General features: G+C 50.3%; 17 protein-coding genes and 3 pseudogenes. 7 read left to right on the top strand and 13 right to left on the bottom strand.

Annotation, left to right across the window (positions count from 1 at the left end; translation table 11 throughout):
• The first annotated feature begins 54 nt into the window (after window positions 1-54).
• Window positions 55-876 carry a serine O-acetyltransferase gene (gene cysE, locus QUE74_RS22670; RefSeq protein ID WP_001277561.1) on the top strand — a complete coding sequence of 274 codons (822 nt, stop codon included), beginning with the start codon at window positions 55-57 and terminating at the stop codon, window positions 874-876.
• A gap of 52 nt (window positions 877-928) precedes the next feature.
• Here the strand turns inward: cysE and trmL are convergent, their stop codons facing one another.
• The 7 genes from trmL to QUE74_RS22635 all read right to left on the bottom strand — a co-directional run bounded on the left by trmL (window position 929) and on the right by QUE74_RS22635 (window position 12,178).
• Window positions 929-1,402 carry a tRNA (uridine(34)/cytosine(34)/5-carboxymethylaminomethyluridine(34)-2'-O)-methyltransferase TrmL gene (gene trmL, locus QUE74_RS22665; protein ID WP_000932361.1) on the bottom strand — a complete coding sequence of 158 codons (474 nt, stop codon included), beginning with the start codon at window positions 1,400-1,402 and terminating at the stop codon, window positions 929-931.
• 102 nt (window positions 1,403-1,504) lie between these two features.
• Window positions 1,505-2,695 (bottom strand): quinone-dependent L-lactate dehydrogenase, encoded by a 1,191-nt coding sequence (gene lldD / locus QUE74_RS22660; RefSeq protein WP_000586976.1) that lies wholly within the window; start codon window positions 2,693-2,695, stop codon window positions 1,505-1,507.
• Complete coding sequence (gene lldR, locus QUE74_RS22655; protein WP_001353574.1) at window positions 2,692-3,468, bottom strand: transcriptional regulator LldR; 777 nt, start codon at window positions 3,466-3,468, stop codon at window positions 2,692-2,694. The genes lldD and lldR overlap by 4 nt, the downstream gene beginning before the upstream one ends.
• Window positions 3,468-5,123 carry an L-lactate permease gene (lldP, locus tag QUE74_RS22650; protein WP_001306611.1) on the bottom strand — a complete coding sequence of 552 codons (1,656 nt, stop codon included), beginning with the start codon at window positions 5,121-5,123 and terminating at the stop codon, window positions 3,468-3,470. The genes lldR and lldP overlap by 1 nt, the downstream gene beginning before the upstream one ends.
• A gap of 416 nt (window positions 5,124-5,539) precedes the next feature.
• Window positions 5,540-10,516, bottom strand: coding sequence for a YadA-like family protein (locus QUE74_RS22645; protein ID WP_001033275.1), 4,977 nt, complete (start codon window positions 10,514-10,516; stop codon window positions 5,540-5,542).
• 43 nt (window positions 10,517-10,559) lie between these two features.
• Window positions 10,560-11,243, bottom strand: a complete 684-nt coding sequence (locus QUE74_RS22640) for a SadB/YajI family lipoprotein (protein WP_000023346.1) — start codon at window positions 11,241-11,243, stop codon at window positions 10,560-10,562.
• Window positions 11,244-11,815: 572 nt separating this feature from the next.
• The gene (locus tag QUE74_RS22635) at window positions 11,816-12,178 is read right to left on the bottom strand and encodes a YibL family ribosome-associated protein (protein WP_000665680.1); all 363 of its coding nucleotides are present in this window, start codon (window positions 12,176-12,178) and stop codon (window positions 11,816-11,818) included.
• A 283-nt stretch (window positions 12,179-12,461) separates the two neighbouring features.
• On the opposite strand from QUE74_RS22635, the gene yibT reads away from it, so the two are divergent.
• A complete protein-coding gene (gene yibT, locus QUE74_RS22630) occupies window positions 12,462-12,671 on the top strand; it encodes a protein YibT (RefSeq protein ID WP_000517099.1) in 210 nt (69 codons plus the stop codon).
• Window positions 12,672-12,681: 10 nt separating this feature from the next.
• Here yibT and mtlR read toward each other — a convergent pair whose 3' ends face one another.
• The 3 genes from mtlR to mtlA all read right to left on the bottom strand — a co-directional run bounded on the left by mtlR (window position 12,682) and on the right by mtlA (window position 16,695).
• Window positions 12,682-13,269: a mannitol operon repressor MtlR gene (mtlR, locus tag QUE74_RS22625; protein ID WP_000228261.1), complete on the bottom strand. Its 588-nt coding sequence runs from the start codon at window positions 13,267-13,269 to the stop codon at window positions 12,682-12,684.
• Window positions 13,269-14,417, bottom strand: a complete 1,149-nt coding sequence (gene mtlD / locus QUE74_RS22620; protein WP_000645431.1) for a mannitol-1-phosphate 5-dehydrogenase — start codon at window positions 14,415-14,417, stop codon at window positions 13,269-13,271. Before mtlD ends, mtlR begins: the two co-directional genes overlap by 1 nt.
• 364 nt (window positions 14,418-14,781) lie before the next feature.
• Complete coding sequence (gene mtlA, locus QUE74_RS22615; RefSeq protein WP_000093252.1) at window positions 14,782-16,695, bottom strand: PTS mannitol transporter subunit IICBA; 1,914 nt, start codon at window positions 16,693-16,695, stop codon at window positions 14,782-14,784.
• 537 nt (window positions 16,696-17,232) lie between these two features.
• On the opposite strand from mtlA, the gene QUE74_RS22610 reads away from it, so the two are divergent.
• From QUE74_RS22610 to QUE74_RS22590, 5 genes and pseudogenes are all read left to right on the top strand, one after another.
• Complete coding sequence (locus tag QUE74_RS22610; protein WP_000479625.1) at window positions 17,233-17,595, top strand: DUF3302 domain-containing protein; 363 nt, start codon at window positions 17,233-17,235, stop codon at window positions 17,593-17,595.
• Window positions 17,596-17,597: 2 nt separating this feature from the next.
• Window positions 17,598-18,176 (top strand): annotated as a pseudogene (locus tag QUE74_RS22605) (HlyD family secretion protein); the annotation flags it as partial.
• A 101-nt stretch (window positions 18,177-18,277) separates the two neighbouring features.
• Window positions 18,278-19,450 carry an IS21-like element ISEc62 family transposase gene (gene istA, locus QUE74_RS22600; protein WP_000952431.1) on the top strand — a complete coding sequence of 391 codons (1,173 nt, stop codon included), beginning with the start codon at window positions 18,278-18,280 and terminating at the stop codon, window positions 19,448-19,450.
• The gene (gene istB, locus QUE74_RS22595) at window positions 19,450-20,244 is read left to right on the top strand and encodes an IS21-like element helper ATPase IstB (RefSeq protein WP_000544800.1); all 795 of its coding nucleotides are present in this window, start codon (window positions 19,450-19,452) and stop codon (window positions 20,242-20,244) included. Before istA ends, istB begins: the two co-directional genes overlap by 1 nt.
• Window positions 20,245-20,302: 58 nt before the next feature.
• Window positions 20,303-20,863: pseudogene (locus QUE74_RS22590) on the top strand (HlyD family secretion protein); the annotation flags it as partial.
• A 79-nt stretch (window positions 20,864-20,942) separates the two neighbouring features.
• Here the strand turns inward: QUE74_RS22590 and QUE74_RS22585 are convergent.
• The 3 genes and pseudogenes from QUE74_RS22585 to QUE74_RS22575 all read right to left on the bottom strand — a co-directional run.
• A pseudogene (locus QUE74_RS22585) lies at window positions 20,943-21,439 on the bottom strand (ISAs1 family transposase); the annotation flags it as partial.
• A gap of 654 nt (window positions 21,440-22,093) precedes the next feature.
• Complete coding sequence (locus tag QUE74_RS22580) at window positions 22,094-22,846, bottom strand: N-acetylmuramidase family protein (protein ID WP_241957727.1); 753 nt, start codon at window positions 22,844-22,846, stop codon at window positions 22,094-22,096.
• Window positions 22,804-23,151 carry an EF-hand domain-containing protein gene (locus QUE74_RS22575; protein ID WP_001361050.1) on the bottom strand — a complete coding sequence of 116 codons (348 nt, stop codon included), beginning with the start codon at window positions 23,149-23,151 and terminating at the stop codon, window positions 22,804-22,806. The genes QUE74_RS22580 and QUE74_RS22575 overlap by 43 nt, the downstream gene beginning before the upstream one ends.
• Window positions 23,152-23,171: the final 20 nt, after the last annotated feature.

The raw sequence follows: 23,171 nt of genomic DNA, 5'->3' as shown, positions 1-23,171 counted from the left end.
TGACCCGGCCCGCGCAGAACGGGCCGGTCATTATCTCATCGTGTGGAGTAAGCAATGTCGTGTGAAGAACTGGAAATTGTCTGGAACAATATTAAAGCTGAAGCCAGAACGCTGGCGGACTGTGAGCCAATGCTGGCCAGTTTTTACCACGCGACGCTACTCAAGCACGAAAACCTGGGCAGTGCACTGAGCTACATGCTGGCGAACAAGCTGTCATCGCCAATTATGCCTGCCATTGCTATCCGCGAAGTGGTGGAAGAAGCCTACGCCGCCGACCCGGAAATGATTGCTTCTGCGGCCTGTGATATTCAGGCAGTGCGTACCCGCGACCCTGCAGTCGATAAATACTCAACCCCATTGTTATATCTGAAAGGTTTTCACGCCTTGCAGGCGTATCGCATCGGTCACTGGCTGTGGAATCAGGGCCGTCGCGCGCTGGCTATTTTTCTGCAAAACCAGGTATCTGTGACGTTCCAGGTGGATATTCATCCGGCGGCAAAAATTGGTCGCGGTATCATGCTCGACCACGCGACGGGCATTGTGGTGGGTGAAACTGCGGTGATTGAAAATGACGTGTCGATTCTGCAATCCGTTACCCTTGGCGGTACGGGAAAATCTGGCGGCGACCGTCACCCGAAAATTCGTGAAGGCGTGATGATTGGCGCAGGTGCGAAAATTCTCGGTAATATTGAAGTTGGTCGCGGTGCGAAGATTGGCGCAGGTTCCGTGGTGCTGCAACCGGTACCGCCACATACCACCGCCGCTGGCGTTCCGGCACGCATTGTCGGTAAACCAGACAGCGATAAGCCATCAATGGATATGGATCAGCATTTCAACGGCATTAACCATACGTTTGAATATGGGGATGGGATCTGACGTCCTGTGATTGTGCCGGATGCGATGTAATCATCTATCCGGCATACAGTAACTAATCTCTCAACACCGCTCCCGGATACCCCAGCTGCCGCCAGGCTTCATACACCACGACCGACACCGCATTGGACAGGTTCATGCTGCGGCTGTCCGGCACCATTGGAATGCGAATTTTTTGTTCAGCGGGCAGGGCATCGAGAATGCTCGCGGGCAGGCCGCGTGTTTCCGGGCCAAACATCAGATAGTCGCCATCCTGATAACTTACGGCGCTGTGAGCAGGCGTACCTTTCGTGGTGAGGGCAAACAGACGCTGCGGGTTTTCAGCCTCAAGAAACGCGGCATAGTTATGATGGCGCGTAACGGCGGTAAATTCGTGGTAGTCCAGCCCCGCACGGCGCAGGCGCTTATCGTCCCAGGCAAATCCCATCGGTTCGATGATATGCAGGCGAAAGCCGGTGTTGGCGCAAAGACGGATGATGTTGCCAGTATTTGGCGGAATTTCTGGTTCGTAAAGTACGATGTTTAGCATACTGCCCCCTTAGTGCGGGGGCAGGATAGCAGAAAATTGAGAAGTGGTGCGGCCTTTTCCCCTCACCCCGGCCCTCTCCCCGGAGGGGCGAGGGGGAAACGACTATGCGGCATTCCCTTTCGCCATCGGAGCCAGCGCCGCAGGCAACTCTTTACCCAGCCCTTGCACCAGCGAATCTTGCGTAATTTCGCTAATCGATTTCGCGCCAGTGAGCGTCATCGCCACTTTCATCTCTTTCTCTATCAGATTAAGCAGATTTGCCACGCCCGCCTGGCCCGCCGTTGCCAGCGCATACAGGAAAGCACGACCCAGCAGTACAGTATCGGCACCGAGTGCAATCATACGCACGACATCAAGCCCGTTACGAATGCCGCTATCTGCCAGAATGGCGATATCACCTTTCACCGCATCTGCAATAGCAGGCAACGCACGGGCAGAAGAGAGTACACCGTCCAGCTGGCGGCCACCGTGGTTAGAAACCACAATGCCATCTGCGCCAAAACGTACCGCATCACGCGCATCTTCTGGGTCGAGGATCCCTTTGATCACCATCGGGCCATCCCAGAAATCGCGGATCCACTCAAGGTCTTTCCATGAGATAGAAGGATCGAAGTTATTCCCTAGCCAGCCGATGTAATCTTCCAGTCCGGTCGGTTTGCCGAGATAAGCCGAGATATTACCGAGATCATGCGGACGACCATTCAGGCCCACATCCCACGCCCATTGCGGATGCGTTACCGCCTGCAAGTAGCGGCGCATTGCCGCGTTCGGGCCGCTCATTCCAGAGTGCGCATCACGGTAACGCGCACCAGGCGTTGGCATATCCACAGTGAAGACCAGAGTTGAACAGCCTGCCGCTTTTGCACGCTCCAGCGCGTTACGCATAAAGCCGCGATCGCGCAGCACATATAACTGGAACCACATCGGACGCTTGATGGCGGGGGCGACTTCTTCAATTGGGCAAACAGAAACGGTCGAGAGAGTAAACGGAATGCCATGTGCATCCGCCGCTTTTGCGGCCTGAACTTCGCCGCGTCGCGCATACATGCCACACAAACCTACCGGACCTAGCGCCACCGGCATCGACAATTTCTCATTAAACAGCGTCGTTTCCAGGCTTAAGTCGGACATGTTTTTCAGAATTCGCTGGCGCAGCGCCACCTCTGACAAATCTTCCACGTTGCGGCGCAGGGTGTATTCAGAATATGCCCCCCCATCCATATAGTGGAACAGGAATGGCGGCAGAATGCGTTGTGCTGCGGCGCGATAATCGCTGGCTGCGGAAATAATCATGCGTTTTTCTCCCTCGAATTCTCATTATGGTCACCAGGCAGGCGGGTAATGCGTGCATGGCGAGCCTGATCTTCATCGAATCGTTTCATGGTGGTGTGAACAAAGCTAAGGTGCGCCATCATTGCTTTACGCGCCCCGTCAGCATCACCGGCAAAAATGGCGTCAATGACAGCCTGATGTTGTTCGGTCAGTTGTGAAAAAACCGGGGGCACCAGATACATCCGCTGACGGCTATGCTTCACTGAGGATTGCAGGACATCGAAGAAACCACGCATGGTTTGCAGCAACACAATGTTATGTGAGGCTTCGGCAATCGCCAGATGAAAACGAACGTCCGCTTGTGAGGCGAGATCCGGGTCTTCGCTGAGTGTTGCTTCAAAGCAAAGCTGAATTTTCTCTTTTTCGCCAGGCGTGGCGCGCATTGCTGCATGCCACGCGGTGCTGGCTTCTATGGCGTAGCGGGCTTCCAGAATATCGAAACTGTAATCCGGATCATCGGCCATCAGCGTTTTCAACGGCTGGACGATGTTTTGCTCCGACCATGTGTCATGACGCCAGCGAATAAACGTCCCGCCGCCGCGTCGACTGAGCAACACACCTTCGCTCACCAGTTTCGCCAGCGCCTCGCGCAGTGAATTTCGCGATACACCGAGTTGCATTGCCAGTTGACGTTCAGCGGGCAATTTCATGCCCGCCTCCAGGTTTTTTTCATCAATCAGCGCCCGCACACGATCGGCAACCTCGTCTGACAGGCGTCTGGGTAAAACAATCATTAAGGAATCATCCACGTTAAGACATAGGCCTGAAGCGTGGTGATCACGCCCACCATACAGGTGAAGATCAGGCTGTGTTTGACAGTAAAGCGGAACAAATCAGACTCTTTGCCCACCAGTCCTACCGCCGCACAGGCGATAGCGATAGATTGCGGAGAGATCATTTTGCCGGTGACACCACCGGTGGTGTTGGCAGCAACCAGCAACAGATCAGAAACGCCAATTTGTTGTGCGGCGGTAGCCTGCAAAGCGGCAAACAAAGCATTAGATGACGTATCCGACCCGGTCAGGAATACCCCAAGCCAGCCGAGGAACGGCGAGAAGAAGGTGAATGCATGACCGGTGTGCGCCAGTGCAAGCGCCAGTGTTGATGACAGTCCGGAATAGTTCGAAATAAAGGCGAATGCCAGCACCATACCGATGGAGTAGATAGGCAGAGCCAGTTCTTTTAGTGTGCTGCCGAAGGTGCTGATAGCGTCAGATGGTTTCATCTTCAGCCAGACAATCGAGAGCAGGGCAGCAAACAGAATGGCGGTACCGGTAGCAGAGAACCAGTCGAACTTAAACACGGCGGCATACGCTGTCGCTTCGCTGACCACTGGCGGCATACGGGCAACCAGTTTATCGAGGTACGGCACCGGAATATTGATCACCCACTCATACAGCGCGCCACCCGATGCGAACAGGGCTTTAAACGGCGGGATACTCCACAGTGTTACGGTAGCGGTCAGGAACAGGAACGGTGTCCAGGCACGTAATACCTGACCCGCGGTGTAACCGGTGTGGGCCAGCGTCATATCAACCTGTGACGCCCCCAAATCACCAAAACGGAATACGCGCACCGGCTGCCAGCGTTTGAGGAACAGTGTCAGGCAGAGCAGCGATACCAGCGAAGAGATAATGTCTGGCAGTTCCGGCCCAATGAAGTTAGAGCTGAGGTATTGAGCGATGGCAAACGAACCGCCCGCAACCACGACCGCAGGCCAGGTTTCTTTGATACCGCGCCAGCCGTCCATAATCGCCATAATCCAGAACAGCACGATAATGGTCATAAACGGTAGCTGACGCCCCACCATCTGGCCAATCTCAAAGCTGTCGATGCCTGTTACCTGCCCGGCGACCAGAATCGGAATACCCATCGCACCAAATGCCACTGGCGCGGTGTTAACAATCAGGCACAGCCCGGCGGCGTACAGCGGTTTAAAGCCCAGACCGACCAGCAATGCGGCGGTAATTGCTACCGGTGCGCCAAATCCTGCGGCCCCTTCGAGGAACGCGCCGAAACAGAAACCGACGATCAGCATTTGCAGGCGCTGGTCAGGGGTTATCGAAAGAATAGACGAGCGGATGATGTCAAACTGCCCGGTTTTCACCGATATCTTATAGACGAACACCGCTGCAATAATGATCCACGCGATGGGCCACAAACCGTAGAAGAAACCATAAATCACCGAGGCTAGCGCGTTAGCGACCGGCATTTTATAGAACAGCAAAGCCACGGCAAGGGCGATTGCCACCGTCCACGAGGCGGCGACGTATCCTTTCAGTTTGAGCTTAATCAGCGCAAAGAAGAAAAACAGGATGGGAAGCGATGCTATCAGGCTGGAAAGCCAGATATTCCCGGCGGGATCATAGTTTTGTTGCCAGAGATTCATTGCAGGTCTCCTGCAGTCCACACACGCCGCGTGATGAGTCTGTTGCTCATCTCCGTGTCACACGTTGTGTAAAAGTGGCACTGCCAATTATGTTGTGTAGGGATAATGACAATGAATAGTTAACTAAATGTTATGCATTGGCAACATTGATGTGAGTTTTAATTGGGGAACTGTGAACCAGAGGTCAGATAAGCGAAGAATTGGTAGGGCCAATTTGGAGTGAGGTAGATGTCTGTAAAGAAAAGGGCAATTCCCATCAGAGAATTGCCCTCAGATTGTTGATCTGGTACGCCTTATCTTGCCGGATGCGGCGTGAACGCCTTATCCGTCCTACAGGAATGTGCTGAATCATCCCGTAGGTCTGATAAGCGTAGCGCATCACGCAATTTGGCGTTTACCCATTCTTTAATGGATCATTACCACTGAATACCGGCACCGAGTGCGGCGGAGTATTCACCCTGGCTATTGGTACTACCTTGTAATTTGTAGACCCAACGACCATTGGCGCTCACCATCGACACACCTAAAGCAACAGCCGATTCGCCGTTGTAAGTACCACCACCAATAGAGGCCATGCTGGCTCCCGGCGTGTAAGCCTGCGGCAGACCGGTCATTGCCATTGCGGAAGCGATACCACCGCTCAGCTTGCTTTCGGTTTTGGACAGTTTGTTATCCATCTCAACCATGCGCTGATCGGTGTATTGCTTCGTTTCCTGCACACTTTGCTTCAACTGTGCATAGTTCACTGCGTCGTTGTTGTTCACGCCCGCAGAAACGTTGCTGATGCGAGTCGTACCGCCATTGCCGCCACCGAGAGTAATGTTGCTGTAGTCGATAGAGCCATCAGCTTTGGTGTCGTAGCGAACGCCACCTGCTTCGGAAGACTTCAGTTGCGAAACGTTAACCGCATCGGTGGCATTAACACCGGCAGCAACGTTGGTGATACGGCGCTGGTTGGTAGAAGAACCCACAGAGATTGTGTTTTCTTCGTTGGCCACGGAGCCTGTACCCAGAGCGACGCTGTTGTCAGCGGCAGCAATGGATCCAGAACCAATCGCCACACTGTCTTTACCCTGGGCGTTAGCATCTACGCCATCGGTGTTGGTCTTGAAGTACTTGGTGCTACCTGTGGTTACGATATCGCCAATACCGTTCTCGATATTGGTCACGCGAGTATCCAGATTCGTCACCTGATTGTTCAGGCTAGTAATGCTCTGGGTATTCTGGGAAACCTGCGCATCCGTTACTTTCAATTGACCCACGTTGACCGCATCGGTATCCGCCGAACCAGCCGCGACGTTGGTGATCTGACGTTGACCGTCTTCGCTACCTACGGAGAATTCACCCACAGAGTTCTGCGGTGTATCCATGTTGTAGGCGGTGTAGCCAGTTTGTGCGCCACGGGTAGTTTGAGAACCATTACCCATTGCAATGCTGTTTGCATGGTTTGCACGCGCGTTGCTACCGATAGCAATACCGTTAATCGCATCTGCCAGAACTAAAGTGTTCAGGCCGATACCAATACCTGCATTACCATTAACGATGGTTTTTGCGCCCATTGCCAGCGAGTCTTCACCGACTGCCAGTGAGTCTTCAGCCGTTGAGTTGGCGTGATAGTATTTGGTCGGCGTGGTGGCTACTGCACCAATCGCATTCTGCAACTGGCGAACCGTAACGGCATCATGGGCTTCAGAACCATCGGCAACATTGATGATTTGACGATATTTACCATCGTCACCGATCGACAATGCGCCAAGCAGTTCACCGTCAGTTGTGTCATAACCAATCACAACACCTTCTTCCGATACGCTGGTGTCACGAGAACCTTTAACTATTACACGGCTGGAAACGGAACTGCTACCCAGGGCGATACCCGTCTCAACTTCGCTGCGGCTGTCCTGACCAATGGCTACGCTGCTGGCTTTGGAAGCAACAGAGTTATAACCCACAGCGGTAGAGCCAATGCCTGCTGCGCTGGCATCGGTGAAGGTTAAACCGGTGTCATTGGTACGCACATAGTTAATACCTGCACCATTTTCTTCGATGTAGGTTTCACTGGTGTTACCGGCAAGCTGATTGATGACTTCGCTGTTCTGCTGGATCAGCATATTGGTGTTAAACAGCTGAGAACCGTTGATAGCATCGGTGCTACCTTCACCAATGTTACCATCAGCAACGTTTGTGATAATGCTGGCCTTGCCGTCATGACTGGCGTTGTAAGCCCCTTCGCCGTTATTGGCGGTCGCATCCCACAGCAGCGCGTTCTCATCAAGCGCATCCAGAGCGTCACCGACATTGTTGTACTCGGCATTTGCAATGGTGTAAGTCGGCGCAGTGATAGCACCGTCAGCGTTAACTTCTGCATCACCGCCCAGAGCATCAGCGATATATTTGTTAGTGGTATAGAGTTGTGAGCCGTTAATCGCGTCGCTGCTGGTGGCAGAGATTGCACCATTTGCGACGTTAGTAATCTTACTGGCAGTGTTATCTACCCCACGACCGGCGCTGAATGCACCAGCACCGTCATTGGCTGTTGCATCCCAGAGCAGGGCGTCATCCAGCGTGGTATCGATCGCTTCCAGTGCGTCACCAACGTTGCTGTAACTGCCGCCAGCGATGGCATAAGTCGGTGCGGTGATACTGCCATCCGCATTCACCACAGCGTTCCCGCCCAGAGCATCGGCAATGTAGTCACTAACGCCATAAAGCTGTGAACCGTTAATAGCGTCGCTACTGGTGGACGAGACTGCACCGTTTGCAATATCAGTGATTACACTGGGATCATTATTAATGCCGTGTTTGGCGCTGAATTTGCCTGCGGTTGTATCCCAGAGCAGAGCATCACCGAGAGAATCACTAAATGAAGTGTTAATCGCAGCCAGAGCATCCCCGACGTTAGTATAGTCAGTGCCGCCAATACTATAGGTTGGCCCGGTTAATACACCTGTATCGCTAATATCAGCACCACCACCCAGATAGGACGTGAATGAATCAGCCAAACCGTAAAGTTGTGAGCCATTTATGGCGTCAGTGCTGTCAGAGGAGACTATGCCAGCTTGTACGTTGCTGATTTTGTTGGTGGCGTTAGTGCCGTGTGCAGCGGTGAATGCGCCTGCGGCATCGTCCCATTTCAGGGCGTCTTCACCGAGGTTAGTCACCGTATCAGTCAGGTTAGTGATATTGGTGGTGTTAGTCGCCACGTTATCGTTAGTGGTTTTCAGCTGAGAACCGTTAACGGCGTCGGTGCTGGTGTCAGAGAGCTCGCCAGCGGTGACATTAGTGATTTTGCTGGTGACATCGGTGCCGTGTGCGGCGCTGAACGCGGTGCCATTCCACAGCAGGGCATCATCATTGAGACCGTCTATGGCATTGGTCAGGTTAGTGATATTGCTGGTGTTGGTGGCGATGTTGGTGGTGTTGGTAGCGATATTGGTGGTGTTTGCCGCCACATCGTCCTTGGTCGCTTTCAGCTGAGAACCGTTAACGGCGTCGGTGCTGGTGTCAGAGAGCTCGCCAGCGGTGACGTTAGTGATTCTGTTGGTGGCGTTAGTACCGTGTGCAGCGGTGAATGCGCCTGTGGCGTCGTCCCATTTCAGGGCGTCTTCACCGAGGTTAGTCACCGTATCAGTCAGGTTAGTGATACTGGTGGTGTTGCCAGCCACTTCGCTCGTCAGGTTAGTGATGTTGGTGGTGTTAGCCGCCACATCGTCCTTGGTCGCTTTCAGCTGAGAACCGTTGACGGCGTCGGTGCTGGTGTCAGAGAGTTCGCCAGCGGTGACATTGGTGATTTTGCTGGTGACGTCGGTGCCGTGAGCGGCGCTGAACGCGGTGCCATTCCACAGCAGGGCATCATCATTGAGACTATCTACGGCATCGGTCAGGTTAGTGATATTGGTGGTGTTGCCAGCCACTTCGCTCGTCAGGTTAGTGATGTTGGTGGTGTTAGCCGCCACATCGTCCTTGGTCGCTTTCAGCTGAGAACCGTTGACGGCGTCGGTGCTGGTGGCTGAAAGGTCGCCAGCGGTAACGTTAGTGATTTTGCTGGTGGCATCTGTACCATGTGCCGCACTATATCCCCTTTTAAGGTTGTCCCATTGTATCGTATTCGTGTTTAGATCCGCTAAGGCGTCGCCAACATTGCCATAAATACCATTTTTCAGTCTGTAATTCGGGGAAGTCACCACGCCCTGCGAATTGACGGTCGCTCCTCCACCAAGATTATCCGCTACTGACTTACTAATAGCATAAAGCTGTGATCCATTGATGGCATCAGTACTGTCAGTGTCGATATCACCTTTTGCCATATTGACAATTTTTCGCTGAGCTGTTGTGTTACCCACGGAGACAGTATCCGCTTCAGTCGCGACAGAATCAGCACCCAGAGCAATTGAATTTTTACCTTGAGCAGTGGCCTGAGCACCAATTGCAATGCCATTTTCTAAACCGGCATAACTGCCTTGTCCAAGAGCAATGGCATTTGCCCCACCGGTAATACTCCCATTTCCCAGTGCGATTGCATTTACGCCGTCAGCTTTATTCCCCTGACCGATGGCAATGGCACCCGCAGCGATTGCCTGGCTTTGATTACCCAGAGCAATCGTATTATCGGTATTTGCAATACTCCCGTAGCCCAACGCGATACTGTTAAGCCCATTTGCCTCAGCTTTAGTACCCACTGCCGTTGCATTTTCAGCGGCTTCGGTCTCAGCGCCAACCGCAACCGCGTTTGCGGCGCTGGCAATGGACAGTCTACCTAATGCAAGGCTGTCTTCACCACTAGCAGCACTCTCTCTACCTGCGGCAATGGAATTAGTTCCTGACGCCTTTGCCAGTCTCCCGAATGCAAGAGCATCCATAGCACTTGCTACTGTATCCTTGCCCAACGCTATGGTGCCTTCAGCTGTAGCTTGTGCAGAATTCCCCAGTGCAAGGGTATAATCGCTGGTCGCTTTAGCCGCACTGCCGATGGCGATTGAACGGCTACCCGTGGAAACCGTTGATTGCCCTAAGGCGACCGATCTTTCTCCTGACGAATTACTTGAGAAGCCAATTGCGGTACTTCCCACCCCGGCATTAGCTCTTGCACCGACAGCAACACTCCCGCTACCCGTTGTGCCTGTACCCATTGTATCTGATGAGGCGACGGCCTCTTTACCAATAGCAATCCAGTTATCACTCAGTGGCGTTTCGCCTGCAATTTCTTCTGCGCTTTTACCACCGTCAAGTGAAACCGAAGCATAGGCTCCAACTGATGAGAGTAACCCACCCGCAACCAGGGCAGAAATTAACAGCTTACTGCGCCCGCTCTTTTTGCCACGGCTCTTCGCCGTTTCGCTGGCAACGCTATAGCTGCCCGTCGCCGGATTCCAGATAACTTTAAATATTTTGTTCATTATTGATGCTCTCTATTCCTTGATATAAGCGCAGAAGCTGCATTTATTTTTTGTTTTTTCGCTGCCGATTTTCAGCAGGTTGAACAGTATCGAACTGAATATTGTCCATATTGATGGACAATTTCAGATACTTCAGGTTATTAGGTGAAACGCCTTTCAATGTCAGATTAATGTCTTGCCATTGACCAGGCATTAATTGCAGGGTGGAGTTCATGGTGGTGTTGAACAGTAATTGCTGCCATTTTGCCAGCGCTTTTTTATCGGTGGGTCTTTCATTGCCCCATGTAGCTTGAAAGCCAATATTTGATACGGGAACGCTTAATAGGTTGACCAGCGAAATACGAATAACGCTGCCATTTTCAACCGCATCAATAGCCAGCACCCGGCCAGCCAAACCAACCGAGCCATTGTTTAAAATGAAGTATTTTGTTTGTGCTGGGTTAAATTCGGTGAAGACAAATTCGTCCTGTTTGTCTTTAACCGCCTTTACTACACCTGCCAGCACTTTAGTGGTGTTTGCAATATTAATCTGTTGATTTTCAACAAACTCTATCTTTCTTTTATATTGTTCTTGTTGTTTTTCAAGAATCTCTATTTTACTTTTTTGCAATTCTTGCTGTTTGGCAAGATCGTCGATCAGATTCGCTTTCTCAATATAGTCACACCCAGTCAATACCCAGAGTGGCAATGTTATCAACATGCTTAATAGTGCTTTTTTGATGCTCATAGGGTGAATTCCTTTTCATGATCCCGATACGTTAACTGTTACGGCGTAATCATCCTTTTTATGAATGATTCGAGTGGAAAATATACGCAATATAAATTTATAAGAGACTTTTTCTATTAATTGTTGTATTAATTGGTAGTGCGAATATGACATTAAATGTCAGACAATTTCAGATTGTAGCCAATAATATTAATCGCGCGGATTTTAATTATCGATGTCAATCAATGTCAAATGTTTCACCGGATGAAAACACCGACCAGGAGAAATATTAATATTCAGCATGGTGATGTTTTCTTGGGAAGTGTGTGATGCTGAGCGATTAATATAAATAATTAATGGCTGTTACAGGCATTAATATGTATTAATTCATTGTTATCGCTTATATATCACTTTCTTATTCCATACCATAATTTCAGAATTTAGCCTGTAATATGCGCTTCAAAGAGCCGGTGAGATGGAAGCAATAGTGATAAGAATGTTAAAGACATTCGTATCTGGTAGCAGGCTCCTGCATGTGCCAGCAGGAGCGAGTAAATCGTAAGAGGCTGTGATTACAGCGGTGAGACAGGTACTTAAAATGCGGTCTTAGAGAATCCGGTCATCTCTTGCAGGCCCATTTCACGGCCCAGCGCGGTCATCGGATGCACAACTACCAGTCCGCGAACACTTTTCTTCAGCTTGCCCATATCAGCCTGCTCTTTTTTGGTAATCGCGCGCTGGAAGGGCATTTTCATCAGTTTTTGCGCTTCTTTACTGAGTTTCTGGCTGTGAACTTCACGCAGGCGAGCAATTTCGGCTTCCAGCGTGGCTTTTTCTTTTTCCAGTTCGGCATATTTATCTGCGGCTTCAACCAGTGACAGGTCAGCCTGCTGATGGCGGATAGCGTCCAGGCGATCGCTGAGACGTTTGATTTCGTTTTTTTCGACTTCTTTCATGTGATGACTTCTGATAGAGATAAATTTATAGCCTCTAGTATGCGCGACCAGGTGCTTTGTTCACAACAGATGGCATTGTAATAGTTCCAGATTGTAACCATTAATGTGTTTGAAAATCACCCAATCTATTGATTAATTAGGAAATTTAAAGAAAAAAGATAGACAACAGAAGAGGATCATTATTGAGGATTGAGCACGTTTTCCTTAATGTCATTTATACCGGGATCTAAACTAAAATTGGCGGCCGCGCATTCCCGGCGCGGGGTAATACGGAGATATCATCATGGGTAAATTAGGTGAAAACGTTCCGCTTCTTATCGATAAAGCTGTAGATTTCATGGCATCGAGCCAGGCGTTCCGGGAGTATCTGAAAAAACTTCCTCCCCGCAATGCGATTCCGTCCGGAATACCTGATGAAAGCGTGCCGTTATATCTACAACGTCTGGAGTATTATCGTCGGCTTTATCGGCCGAAACAGGTAGAGGAGAAGTAAGCGAAAGTACTTACTTTTGAAAGGCTTTTTTTAAGCTGATTTTGGAAATCAGCTCTGTCAGTGAAAGGACCATTGTTGATCGCACAGCCTGTTGGTAACGCTGAATTTGCATTGCATACAAACTGGAGTCTGCGGGTTCAAACTGTGGCGGCGGTGGTAACGCCGCCACACAGTGCAGCTCACCAAAGGGGCCAAGAATTTCGTCGTCGGTAAAGGCGTACTCATTGCCGTCGTGATTTAGTTCTTCACGCAATGCCATCAGCAGTTCCGCATCTTCATATTCATGGCGGTTAATGACACCCAACCCGTAAATGAGTTTTAAACGCACAGAAAGATCGCCCAGCGGGCCATCGCCGTCGAGTAACGGTTCTACAGCATACTTCACCGCGTAATCGTCTTTGCGGAATACCTGAAGCACCAGAAGATTTACCGCCTCGGTCAAAAGCTCGACGGCGGTAATCAGAAAGCTTCGCACGGTTTTGCCAGCATTCAGACGCTCAAGCACACGGTTTTCAAAGGCCTGGGTTTGTTCCATTGTTGCCTGCATATCTGACAATCTGTTATTCGGGCGCAGGGAGTCCTGCGCCTGGTCCACCATTATTGCATTGCTTTATAAGCGGTTACCGCCTCGGATACAACCTCGCTGTTAGCATCAAGGCCAGAAATCTGCGCCAGTGCGGCTTGCGGGCCTTTGTCGGCAATCAGTGCTGCCAGTTCCTGAGCCTGCGGATCATCTTCACTGCGGAAGTGCATTGCAGCGGCAATACCTTCAATCAGGTTTTTATGTGGCAGACCATATTCCAGCGTTCCGAGCAGTGGCTTGATCAGGCGGTCGCCAGCACTCAGTTTACGCAGCGGCTGACGGCCTACGCGCTCTACATCGTCTTTCAGATACGGGTTTTCAAAACGACCAAGGATTTTCTGGATGTATGCCGCATGTTTGTCAGCATCAAAGCCGTAGCGCTTGATCAGTACTGCGCCACTTTCTTCCATCGCCCCTTTTACTACCGCGCGGATTTTCGCGTCGAGAATTGCGTCACGAATGGTCTGATGACCTGCCAGTTTTCCGAGGTACGCGGTTATAGCATGACCTGTATTCAGGGTGAAGAGTTTACGCTCAACAAATGCCATCAGGTTGTCGGTTAACTCCATGCCTGGGATGTTCGGCAGTACACCTTTGAACTGGGTTTTATCGACAATCCATTCGCTGAAGGTTTCGACTGTCACTTCCAGCGGATCGTTCGTTGCCGAAGCGGAAGGCGGTACGATGCGGTCAACGGCGGAATCCACAAAGCCAACGTGTTCTTCTACCCACGCTTTGGCGTCTTCTGGCAGGGCGTTCATCACATGGCCTTTCAGTTGCGTGGTGCCGCGTACCATGTTTTCACAGGCGATAATGTTCAGTGGGGATTCATTACCTTGTTCTTTACGTTTCACCAGCCCTTTGGCGATTGCCGGAGCAATACGTTCCAGCACAACCGGGCCCACGGCGGTAGTGACTAAATCAACCTGAGCAATCAGATCAACGACATCATCACCAATGCTGCTGACAGCATTGACGCCAGAAACGGTATCTACCTGCTCGGTTTCACCGACTACATGAACCTGATAGCTATGACGGGCATTCAGGGCATCAAGTACCACCTGATTGACATCGGCAAACGTCAGTTGGATACCTGCGTCTGCCAGCAGTTTACCGATAAAGCCACGACCGATATTACCTGCGCCAAAATGTAATGCTTTCATAGTATTAACCTTCATCAATGTTTTTACCCGAGAGGGCTGGGGTGAGGCTTTTCCCTCACCCAAACCCTCTCCGTGAGGAGAGGGGCCGCGCCGGATGCGGCGCAAACGCCTTATCCGGCCTACAAGAACGTGCAAATTCAACAAATTGTGCTTTTTTTTGTAGGCCTGATAAGCGTAGCGCATCAGGCAATCAGCCCATCTTCTCCATGTGGAGAGGGGCCGCGCCGGTTGCGGCGTAAACGCCTTATCCGGCCTACAAGAACGTGCAAATTCAACAAATTGTGCTTTGTTTTTGTAGGCCTGATAAGCGTAGCGCATCAGGCAATTAGCCCCACCGTCTCCATGTGGAGAGAGTGGGGTTGGATTACTTACGACCTGCCAGCAGTTCCAGCACTTCATCCACGCTGGTGGTGTGCGCCAGACGCTCGATGACAGACTCATCATCCAGTGCGTTGGTCAGGCTGGTGATAACCTGAATGTGCTCGTTGTTACGGGCAGCAATACCAATCACCAGACGGGCAATGTCATCTTCTTCTTCACCGAAGCGCACGCCTTCCGGGTACTGGCAGAACACCACGCCCGTTTTCAGTACGCGATCTTTCGCTTCAACCGTACCGTGCGGTACCGCGATGGACTCACCCAGATAAGTCGGGGTCAGTTTTTCACGATCCAGCATCGCCTGAACGTATTCCGGCTCAACGTAACCGCCTTTCACCAGCTGCTCGCCAGCAAAACGAATCGCTTCTTCTTTGGTGGCCGCTTTGCGACCGAGGAAGATGTTCTCCGCGCCTAGCTTGAACAGGTTAGCACTGGAATCGTCAAAGCTGTCTTTCAGACTGTCTTTCACTTTTACTTCGTTTTCAGTATGGCGCTGGGCAGCAACCAGACGTTCGGTCAGGCTGGTGTACAGGCCGCTGTCGAGGAAGTTGGTCAGCGAAATATGCTGTGCCTGCGGAACCTGGCGCATAGCGCGTTCGGTCAGATCACGGTGAGTGATGACGAGGTCCACATCTGGTGGCAGGTTGTTGATCGCGCTGTTAGTAACAGAAATCTGCGACAGACCAGCATCCTGAATTTTCTTACGCAGCACGCCTGCACCCATCGCACTGGAACCCATACCGGCGTCACAGGCAACGATGATTTTACGTACGTGGCTCAGGTCGTTAGTCACATCGCCCGCAGACAGCGGAGACGCACCTTTAGATTCAGCTTTCATGTCCTGCATACGACGCGTTGCTGCTTCAATGTCATCTTCTTCTTTCACTTTGCTGGTTTTCAGCAGAATGGCAGAGACAACGAAGGAGACTGCCATAGCCGCACACACACCCGCGATGTTAGCGAAGTAAGCACCTTTTGGCGTCATCGCCAGTACAGCAAGGATAGAACCCGGAGATGCCGGAGAAACCAGACCACCGCCCAGGATAGTCAGCGTGAACACGCCAGTCATACCGCCGAGGATAACGGCCAGAATCAGACGCGGATTCATCAGCACATACGGGAAGTAGATTTCGTGGATACCCCCCAGGAAGTGAATGATTGCCGCACCGCCCGCAGACTGTTTAGCGCTACCACGGCCAAAGAACATGTACGCCAGCAGAACACCCATACCCGGACCTGGGTTAGCTTCAATCAGGAAGAAGATGGATTTACCCAGTTCATGGGACTGCTGAATACCCAGCGGCGAGAAGATACCGTGGTTAATGGCGTTGTTGAGGAACAGGATTTTCGCCGGTTCAACAAAGATAGACGCCAGCGGCAGCATGTCATGGACAACCATGAAGTTAACGCCCGCAGCCAGCATTTTGGACAGGGCTTCAACAATTGGACCAATGCCGAGGAACGCCAGAATAGCGAGGATCATCCCGATGATGCCTGCGGAGAAGTTATTCACCAGCATCTCAAAACCGGATTTGATCTTACCGTCTACCCAGCGGTCGAAGTGCTTAATGCACCAGCCGCCCAGCGGACCTGCAATCATAGAACCGAGGAACATCGGCATATCTGCGCCGACGATAACGCCCATTGTAGTGATGGCACCGACTACGCCGCCACGTTCGCCGCCTACCAGCTTACCACCGGTATAACCGATCAGCAGTGGCAGGAGATAAGTGATCATCGGCCCGACCAGCTTCGCCAGCGTTTCGTTCGGTAACCACCCTGTTGGAATAAATAACGCGGTGATGATACCCCACGCGATAAACGCGCCGATATTTGGCATCACCATGTTGCTGAGGAAACGACCAAAGCTTTGCACTTTGATCTTAATATCGGATGACATAAAAACACCCCTTCTTATGTTTGCTGTCGCGCAGGCTGGAAGCCCGAGGTTTTTTGTTAATGTGGCGGCAGAGGTAGCCGGACCTTGTTGATAGTGCGAAATCTGGCACTGAATCGGTTAACTGTCCAGTCGACGGCTTTTTGTGTGATATCGGTCACATAAATATAGGGGGGTAGAGAGGTAATTGACGTGATGTGCATCACAAAATACTTGTGTAAAAAAGCAACAAGACGGCGATTTTCGCTAAAAATGGTATTTAAATGTGAGTAATGTCACGTTTTTGTTTTGTTAGTTTGTTGAATCTTTGTGATCTGAATCACAAGATATTTTCTTACGGCGTTCACCTGATGTGATCTGCAGCATGTTCTGCCTTCGTCATAAAATCGTTATGTAACTAAGCAACTCATCACCTCTAAAAATTATTCTTTGGTGTTATGGCGAGAATCGCGAACCCGAATTATTGTCAAAATATCAGCCTGACTCCCTTCTGGCTGCCAGCCAAAAAACAACACCGATAAACGTGAATCCGAGGCAGATATGTTTCTAAACTATTTCGCGTTGGGAGTGCTGATCTTCGTCTTTCTGGTGATTTTTTATGGAATCATCGCGATACATGACATCCCTTATCTGATTGCCAAAAAGCGCAATCACCCCCATGCCGACGCTATTCATACGGCGGGCTGGGTGAGCCTGTTTACTCTGCATGTTATCTGGCCGTTCCTGTGGATCTGGGCGACGCTCTATCAACCGGAGCGTGGCTGGGGTATGCAGTCACATGTTGCGTCGCAGGAGAAAGCGACTGACCCGGAAATCGCCGCACTTTCTGACCGAATTTCCCGGCTGGAGCATCAACTCGCCGCCGAGAAAAACGCTGACTATTCCACGTTCCCGGAGATCTAATTATGGATCTGTTGATTGTTTTAACTTACGTGGCGCTGGCATGGGCGGTCTTTAAAATCTTCCGTATTCCGGTGAATCAGTGGACGCTGGCGACGGCGGCGCTGGGAGGCGTTTTTCTGGTAAGCGGTTTGATTTTGTTGATGAACTACAACCACCCTTACACTTTTACCGCACAGAAAGCGGTGATTGCTATTCCCATCACGCCACAGGTGACGGGGATCGTGACTGAAGTCACTGACAAGAATAATCAGCTTATTCAGAAGGGCGAGGTGCTTTTTAAGCTCGACCCGGTACGTTATCAGGCGCGAGTCGACAGACTTCAGGCTGACCTGATGACGGCGACGCATAATATAAAGACGCTGCGCGCGCAGCTCACTGAAGCGCAAGCCAATACCACCCAGGTTTCAGCGGAGCGTGACCGCTTGTTTAAAAATTATCAACGTTACCTGAAAGGCAGCCAGGCGGCGGTAAATCCGTTCTCAGAACGTGATATCGACGATGCGCGGCAGAATTTTCTCGCGCAGGATGCGCTGGTGAAAGGTTCGGTGGCGGAACAGGCGCAAATCCAGAGCCAGCTCGACTGTCAGCGCCAATGATATAAGACAGTAATTCACCATTTGGATTGTCCGCTCCACCCAACATGTTGTTTCCTTAAGGTTCCTACACCACAAAGGGAACACTCATGCTGAGCAGAGAGGACTTTTACATGATAAAGCAAATGCGCCAGCAAGGTGCGTATATTGTTGATATTGCCACTCAGGTTGGTTGCTCTGAGCGGACTGTCAGACGGTACCTGAAATACCCGGAACCTCCGGCCAGAAAAACACGCCACAAAATGGCCAAACTCAAGCCGTTCATGGACTATATCGACATGCGTCTGGCTGAGAATGTCTGGAACGGCGAGGTCATCCTGGCGGAAATCAAAGCGATGGGTTATACCGGTGGCCGTTCCATGTTGCGTTACTACATCCAGCCCAAACGTAAGATGCGGCCATCGAAGAAAACGGTTCGCTTCGAAACTCAGCCCGGTTACCAGCTACAGCATGACTGGGGAGAAGTTGAGGCTGAGGTTGCCGGGCAACGATGCAGGGTTAACTTCGCGGTTAATACGCTGGGGTTCTCACGTCGCTTCCATGTCTTCGCGGCACCAAAGCAGGATGCTGAACATACCTATGAGTCACTGGTCCGCGCCTTTCGCTACTTCGGCGGCAGCGTGAAAACCGTGCTGGTCGATAACCAGAAAGCCGCAGTGCTGAAAAATAACAACGGGAAGGTGGTGTTCAACTCCGGGTTCCTGCTGCTGGCCGATCACTATGGCTTCCTGCCACGGGCCTGCCGTCCACGAAGGGCCAGAACCAAAGGTAAGGTGGAACGGATGGTGAAATACCTCAAGGAAAACTTCTTCGTCCGGTACCGCCGGTTCGACAGCTTCGCCCATGTTAATCAGCTACTGGAGCAGTGGATGGCTGACGTTGCCGACAGGCGGGAACTTCGCCAGTTCAGGCAGACACCGGAACAGCGCTTCACGCAGGAACAGGTGCATCTGCAGGCGCTGCCAGGTACGGACTTCGATACCAGCTACTTCGATATCCGTCATGTCTCCTGGGATGGCTATATCGAGGTTGGCGGGAACCGTTACAGCGTGCCGGAAAGCCTGTGTGGCCAGCCGGTATCAATACGGATCTCGCTGGATGATGAACTGCGGATCTACAGTAATGAGCAACAGGTAGCATCGCACCGTCTCTGTTCGGCTGTATACGGCTGGCAGACCGTGCCGGAGCATCACGCCCCACTCTGGCAGCAGGTCAGTCAGGTGGAACACAGGCCGTTGAGTGCCTATGAGGAGCTGTTGTGATGCATGAACTGGAGACACTGCTGGGTCGTCTTAAAATGGAACATCTGGGCTACCACGTTGAAAGCCTGCTGGAGCAGGCGGCCAAAAAAGAACTGAACTACCGCGAGTTCCTGTGCATGGCGTTGCAGCAGGAATGGAACGGGAGGCATCAGCGCAGTATGGAGTCCCGGCTGAAACAGGCCCGCTTCCCGTGGGTCAAAACGCTGGAGCAGTTCGACTTCGGCTTCCAGCCAGGTATCGATCGTAAGGTCGTCCGTGAGCTGGCCGGGCTGGCGTTCGTGGAGCGTAGCGAGAACGTGATCCTGCTGGGTCCGCCTGGTGTGGGTAAAACGCACCTGGCAGTCGCTCTCGGGGTAAAAGCGGCGGACGCTGGTCATCGGGTGCTGTTCATGCCACTGGATAAGCTGATCGCCACACTCATGAAGGCAAAACAGGAAAACCGGCTGGAAAAACAGCTACAGCAGCTTGGTTATGCCCGGGTACTGATACTGGATGAGATAGGCTATCTGCCGATGACCCGCGAGGAAGCCAGTCTGTTCTTCCGGTTGCTGAACCGTCGATATGAAAAAGCGAGCATCGTGCTGACGTCAAATAAAGGGTTCGCCGACTGGGGAGAGATGTTCGGCGATAACGTGCTGGCAACGGCAATCCTGGATCGACTGCTACACCACTCAACCACACTGAACATCAAAGGAGAAAGCTACCGGTTAAAGGAAAAACGCAAAGCGGGAGTGCTGGCAAAAAACGCCACGCCAATCAGTGATGATGAAATGGCGGCAAGCGGACAACATTAATGACCAATAGCGGACATTAAAAATGGCGAAAAACGGCCAATAATCTTGGCGTTGACACGACAGTATGGTTAACGGTGAGCAGTCGCAGATTGTCAGCTTAAGGGCGCAGCTTACCGAAGCGAAATATAACCTTGAGCAGACCGTCATTCGCGCGCCGAGCAATGGCTACGTTACTCAGGTACTGATCCGCCCAGGTACATACGCAGCTGCCTTGCCGCTACGTCCGGTGATGGTTTTCATCCCCGAGCAAAAACGGCAAATTGTCGCCCAATTTCGGCAGAACTCGCTGTTACGTCTGAAACCCGGCGATGATGCGGAAGTAGTGTTTAACGCGCTACCTGGGCAGGTGTTCCACGGCAAACTGACTAGTATTTTACCTGTCGTGCCAGGTGGTTCGTATCAGGCGCAGGGGGTACTGCAATCATTAACCGTCGTACCCGGCACGGACGGTGTGCTGGGAACCATCGAACTGGACCCTAACGCTGATATCGATGCTTTACCCGACGGCATCTACGCCCAGGTGGCAGTTTACTCCGACCATTTCAGCCATGTTTCGGTGATGCGGAAGGTGCTGCTAAGAATGACCAGTTGGATGCATTATCTTTATTTGGATCATTGAGGGGGGCGGGGGAGATTATGGAACTTTGCTCCTTGTAAGGACTAATTATTTTTGCATATTACTTCATTGGCTGCGATGATTTTTCTTTAATATTCATTAGGTTGAGAAGTTCTTGATGAGTGTGCTCTCATTGGATTTTTTATCCGTCTTGTTCTGCCGCAGGATCAGACTATACATCGTCGAGATCGCAATGATTATGAATTGTTCCTCTGCGACGATGCTAATCAAAAAAGTGCTGGAGTGCTTTTCCATCTATTGCGATGATGGTTTTATTATCTGAAGAATGACAGTCACACATCCAGCTAATAAAGAACTCGTGAAATTTTCCAGGACTGATACAGGACACAACTCTGGTAATGATATCGTGAATAGGAATACCATATTAAAAATCACCATATTGCTTCAACAAATCGAGATGAGTCTCACCAGAATCCTCTATATCTTCCCATCCTTCAGCTCCGGAAATGATGGCGAAAATAATCAGCACTAGGATATCTGATAATTTATACTCTACTTTCCAGACTTGTCTGTAATCGGGACAGTAGAAATATGCTCCATTAATTTTTTAAGTTCCATTTTTTCTCCTTGTTTATGTAAGGAGTGTCTGAATATATATAAGCTATGAAAACACTTATTAAATAATAAGGGATATCTTGATTATTGGACATTTAGTGCTAATTGTTTAGTGCAAAAAATCGGCGTTATATGGTCTTTACCTTTATTACCCTTGCTGTTTTCCTCCAGCCTATGAAAAGCCAGCTTCAGTAAATCGTACCGCCCGAACATTGTAAGATACAATTTACTGACAACTTAGTACATTATTAATATCACATTTAAGCTTTTTTTTCAGATTATAAAGCCTGTCCACTTTATAATCTTTGCAATTATAAACGTATTCTTTTTTTGTTTTCATATCAATGACACTAACCCCTCGCATGTTACTACCGTTGTCGTAATTGCTAAACACGGAGTACTTATATCCACTTTGAATAAAACTAACGCTAAAGTAATCCGTTTGAAATCTGGAGTAATGATTATAAAAAATCCTGAATACATTGGTCCATCTGAAATGAATTGAAATTTATCCCATGCTGACTATTCATTTCATAAATCAACGTTTCACCAAAACTTGTTAATGACAAAGTTCCTTTGGATGTATTACATAAAAAATAATTATTTCCTGCGTTTAGAGTCCAGGGAATTCCAGATAAAAAAATAAAAATTAATGCTCTATCTATATTGCTCATAATTAGCCCTTATTCTGTCATCATATCCTCGCTGACTTTGCCCATTATAACATAGAGCAAAGTTAAGCCAATCTTTATCTCTAATAGCACGCAATAATACAGGATTAGATTTTATGAAGTTAATGAATGCCGCCAGATGGTTTTTCTCTGACTCTGAAATCGATATTATAAACTCTTCGGGCGAAGAGTACCCGGCAGCTTGGTAATTTGAAGCCAATATCTGAAATTTACCCCACGATGCCGATTTAAGCGCAGCTTGCTTATCTAAAACATATGCACGAAGTAATTTTTGATATTGCTCCGATCGTGTTCCATAACCGCCAGAACGGCTGTTGGAAATATCAGGTTGAGAATCATACACACCATTCGTATATCGATGGAAATGATGTCTTTCAAAAAGAATTGAGGGGACGTAATCATCTTCTTGTTCAAATTTAAAATAGCTACCGGAACTACCAGTTTCAGTTTTTGCAACAGCTTTAATTGCAGCCACTTCGCATTGTAGTGTCCTTGCAGCATTTTCATAGTCTGCATCATCAATGGTATCTCCGTTATAAAATCGTAAAAATTCCAATGGAATAAGTTCATTATTTACAGGAGTTTTTGGGTAATTGCTATTATTAATAGCATTCAAAAACACAACCGGATGAAAATGCCACACAGCATCATCACTATTAAACGGAGACACCCCGCTCATCCACTCCAGATCCAGCTGCCACTTTTCACAGTATGCCACTTCCTCGGGTCCAGATCTTTATAAAACCCTTCCCAGCGTCCCGTCGAGCGACCGCCGTACCACTCGCTGTGGTGTCTGACTGTCAGACGATTCACCACATTTCTCACCAGTGGTTCACGCACGGTCAGCGCCTGTCTGATCTCTTCCTCCGTCACTTTTCCATCACCGTCCTGATCCATACCCGCCATCAGCTCACGATAAAAGGGCGGTACCTGCTCATACAGCCACTCATCTCCCTGTTCTGCGGCACGGCTTATTGAGTCAAACGCTTCCGGCACCCATCCTTCGTACGGGCTGTACGTCATGTCACCGCTGCTGTTCTCCT

It is taken from the genome of Escherichia sp. 10290 (genome assembly GCF_030295155.1).
In the GTDB taxonomy this organism is placed as follows: Bacteria; Pseudomonadota; Gammaproteobacteria; order Enterobacterales; family Enterobacteriaceae; genus Escherichia; species Escherichia coli_F.
Note: the sequence above shows the minus strand (reverse complement) of the source record. Positions and strands in the feature narration are given on the sequence as shown.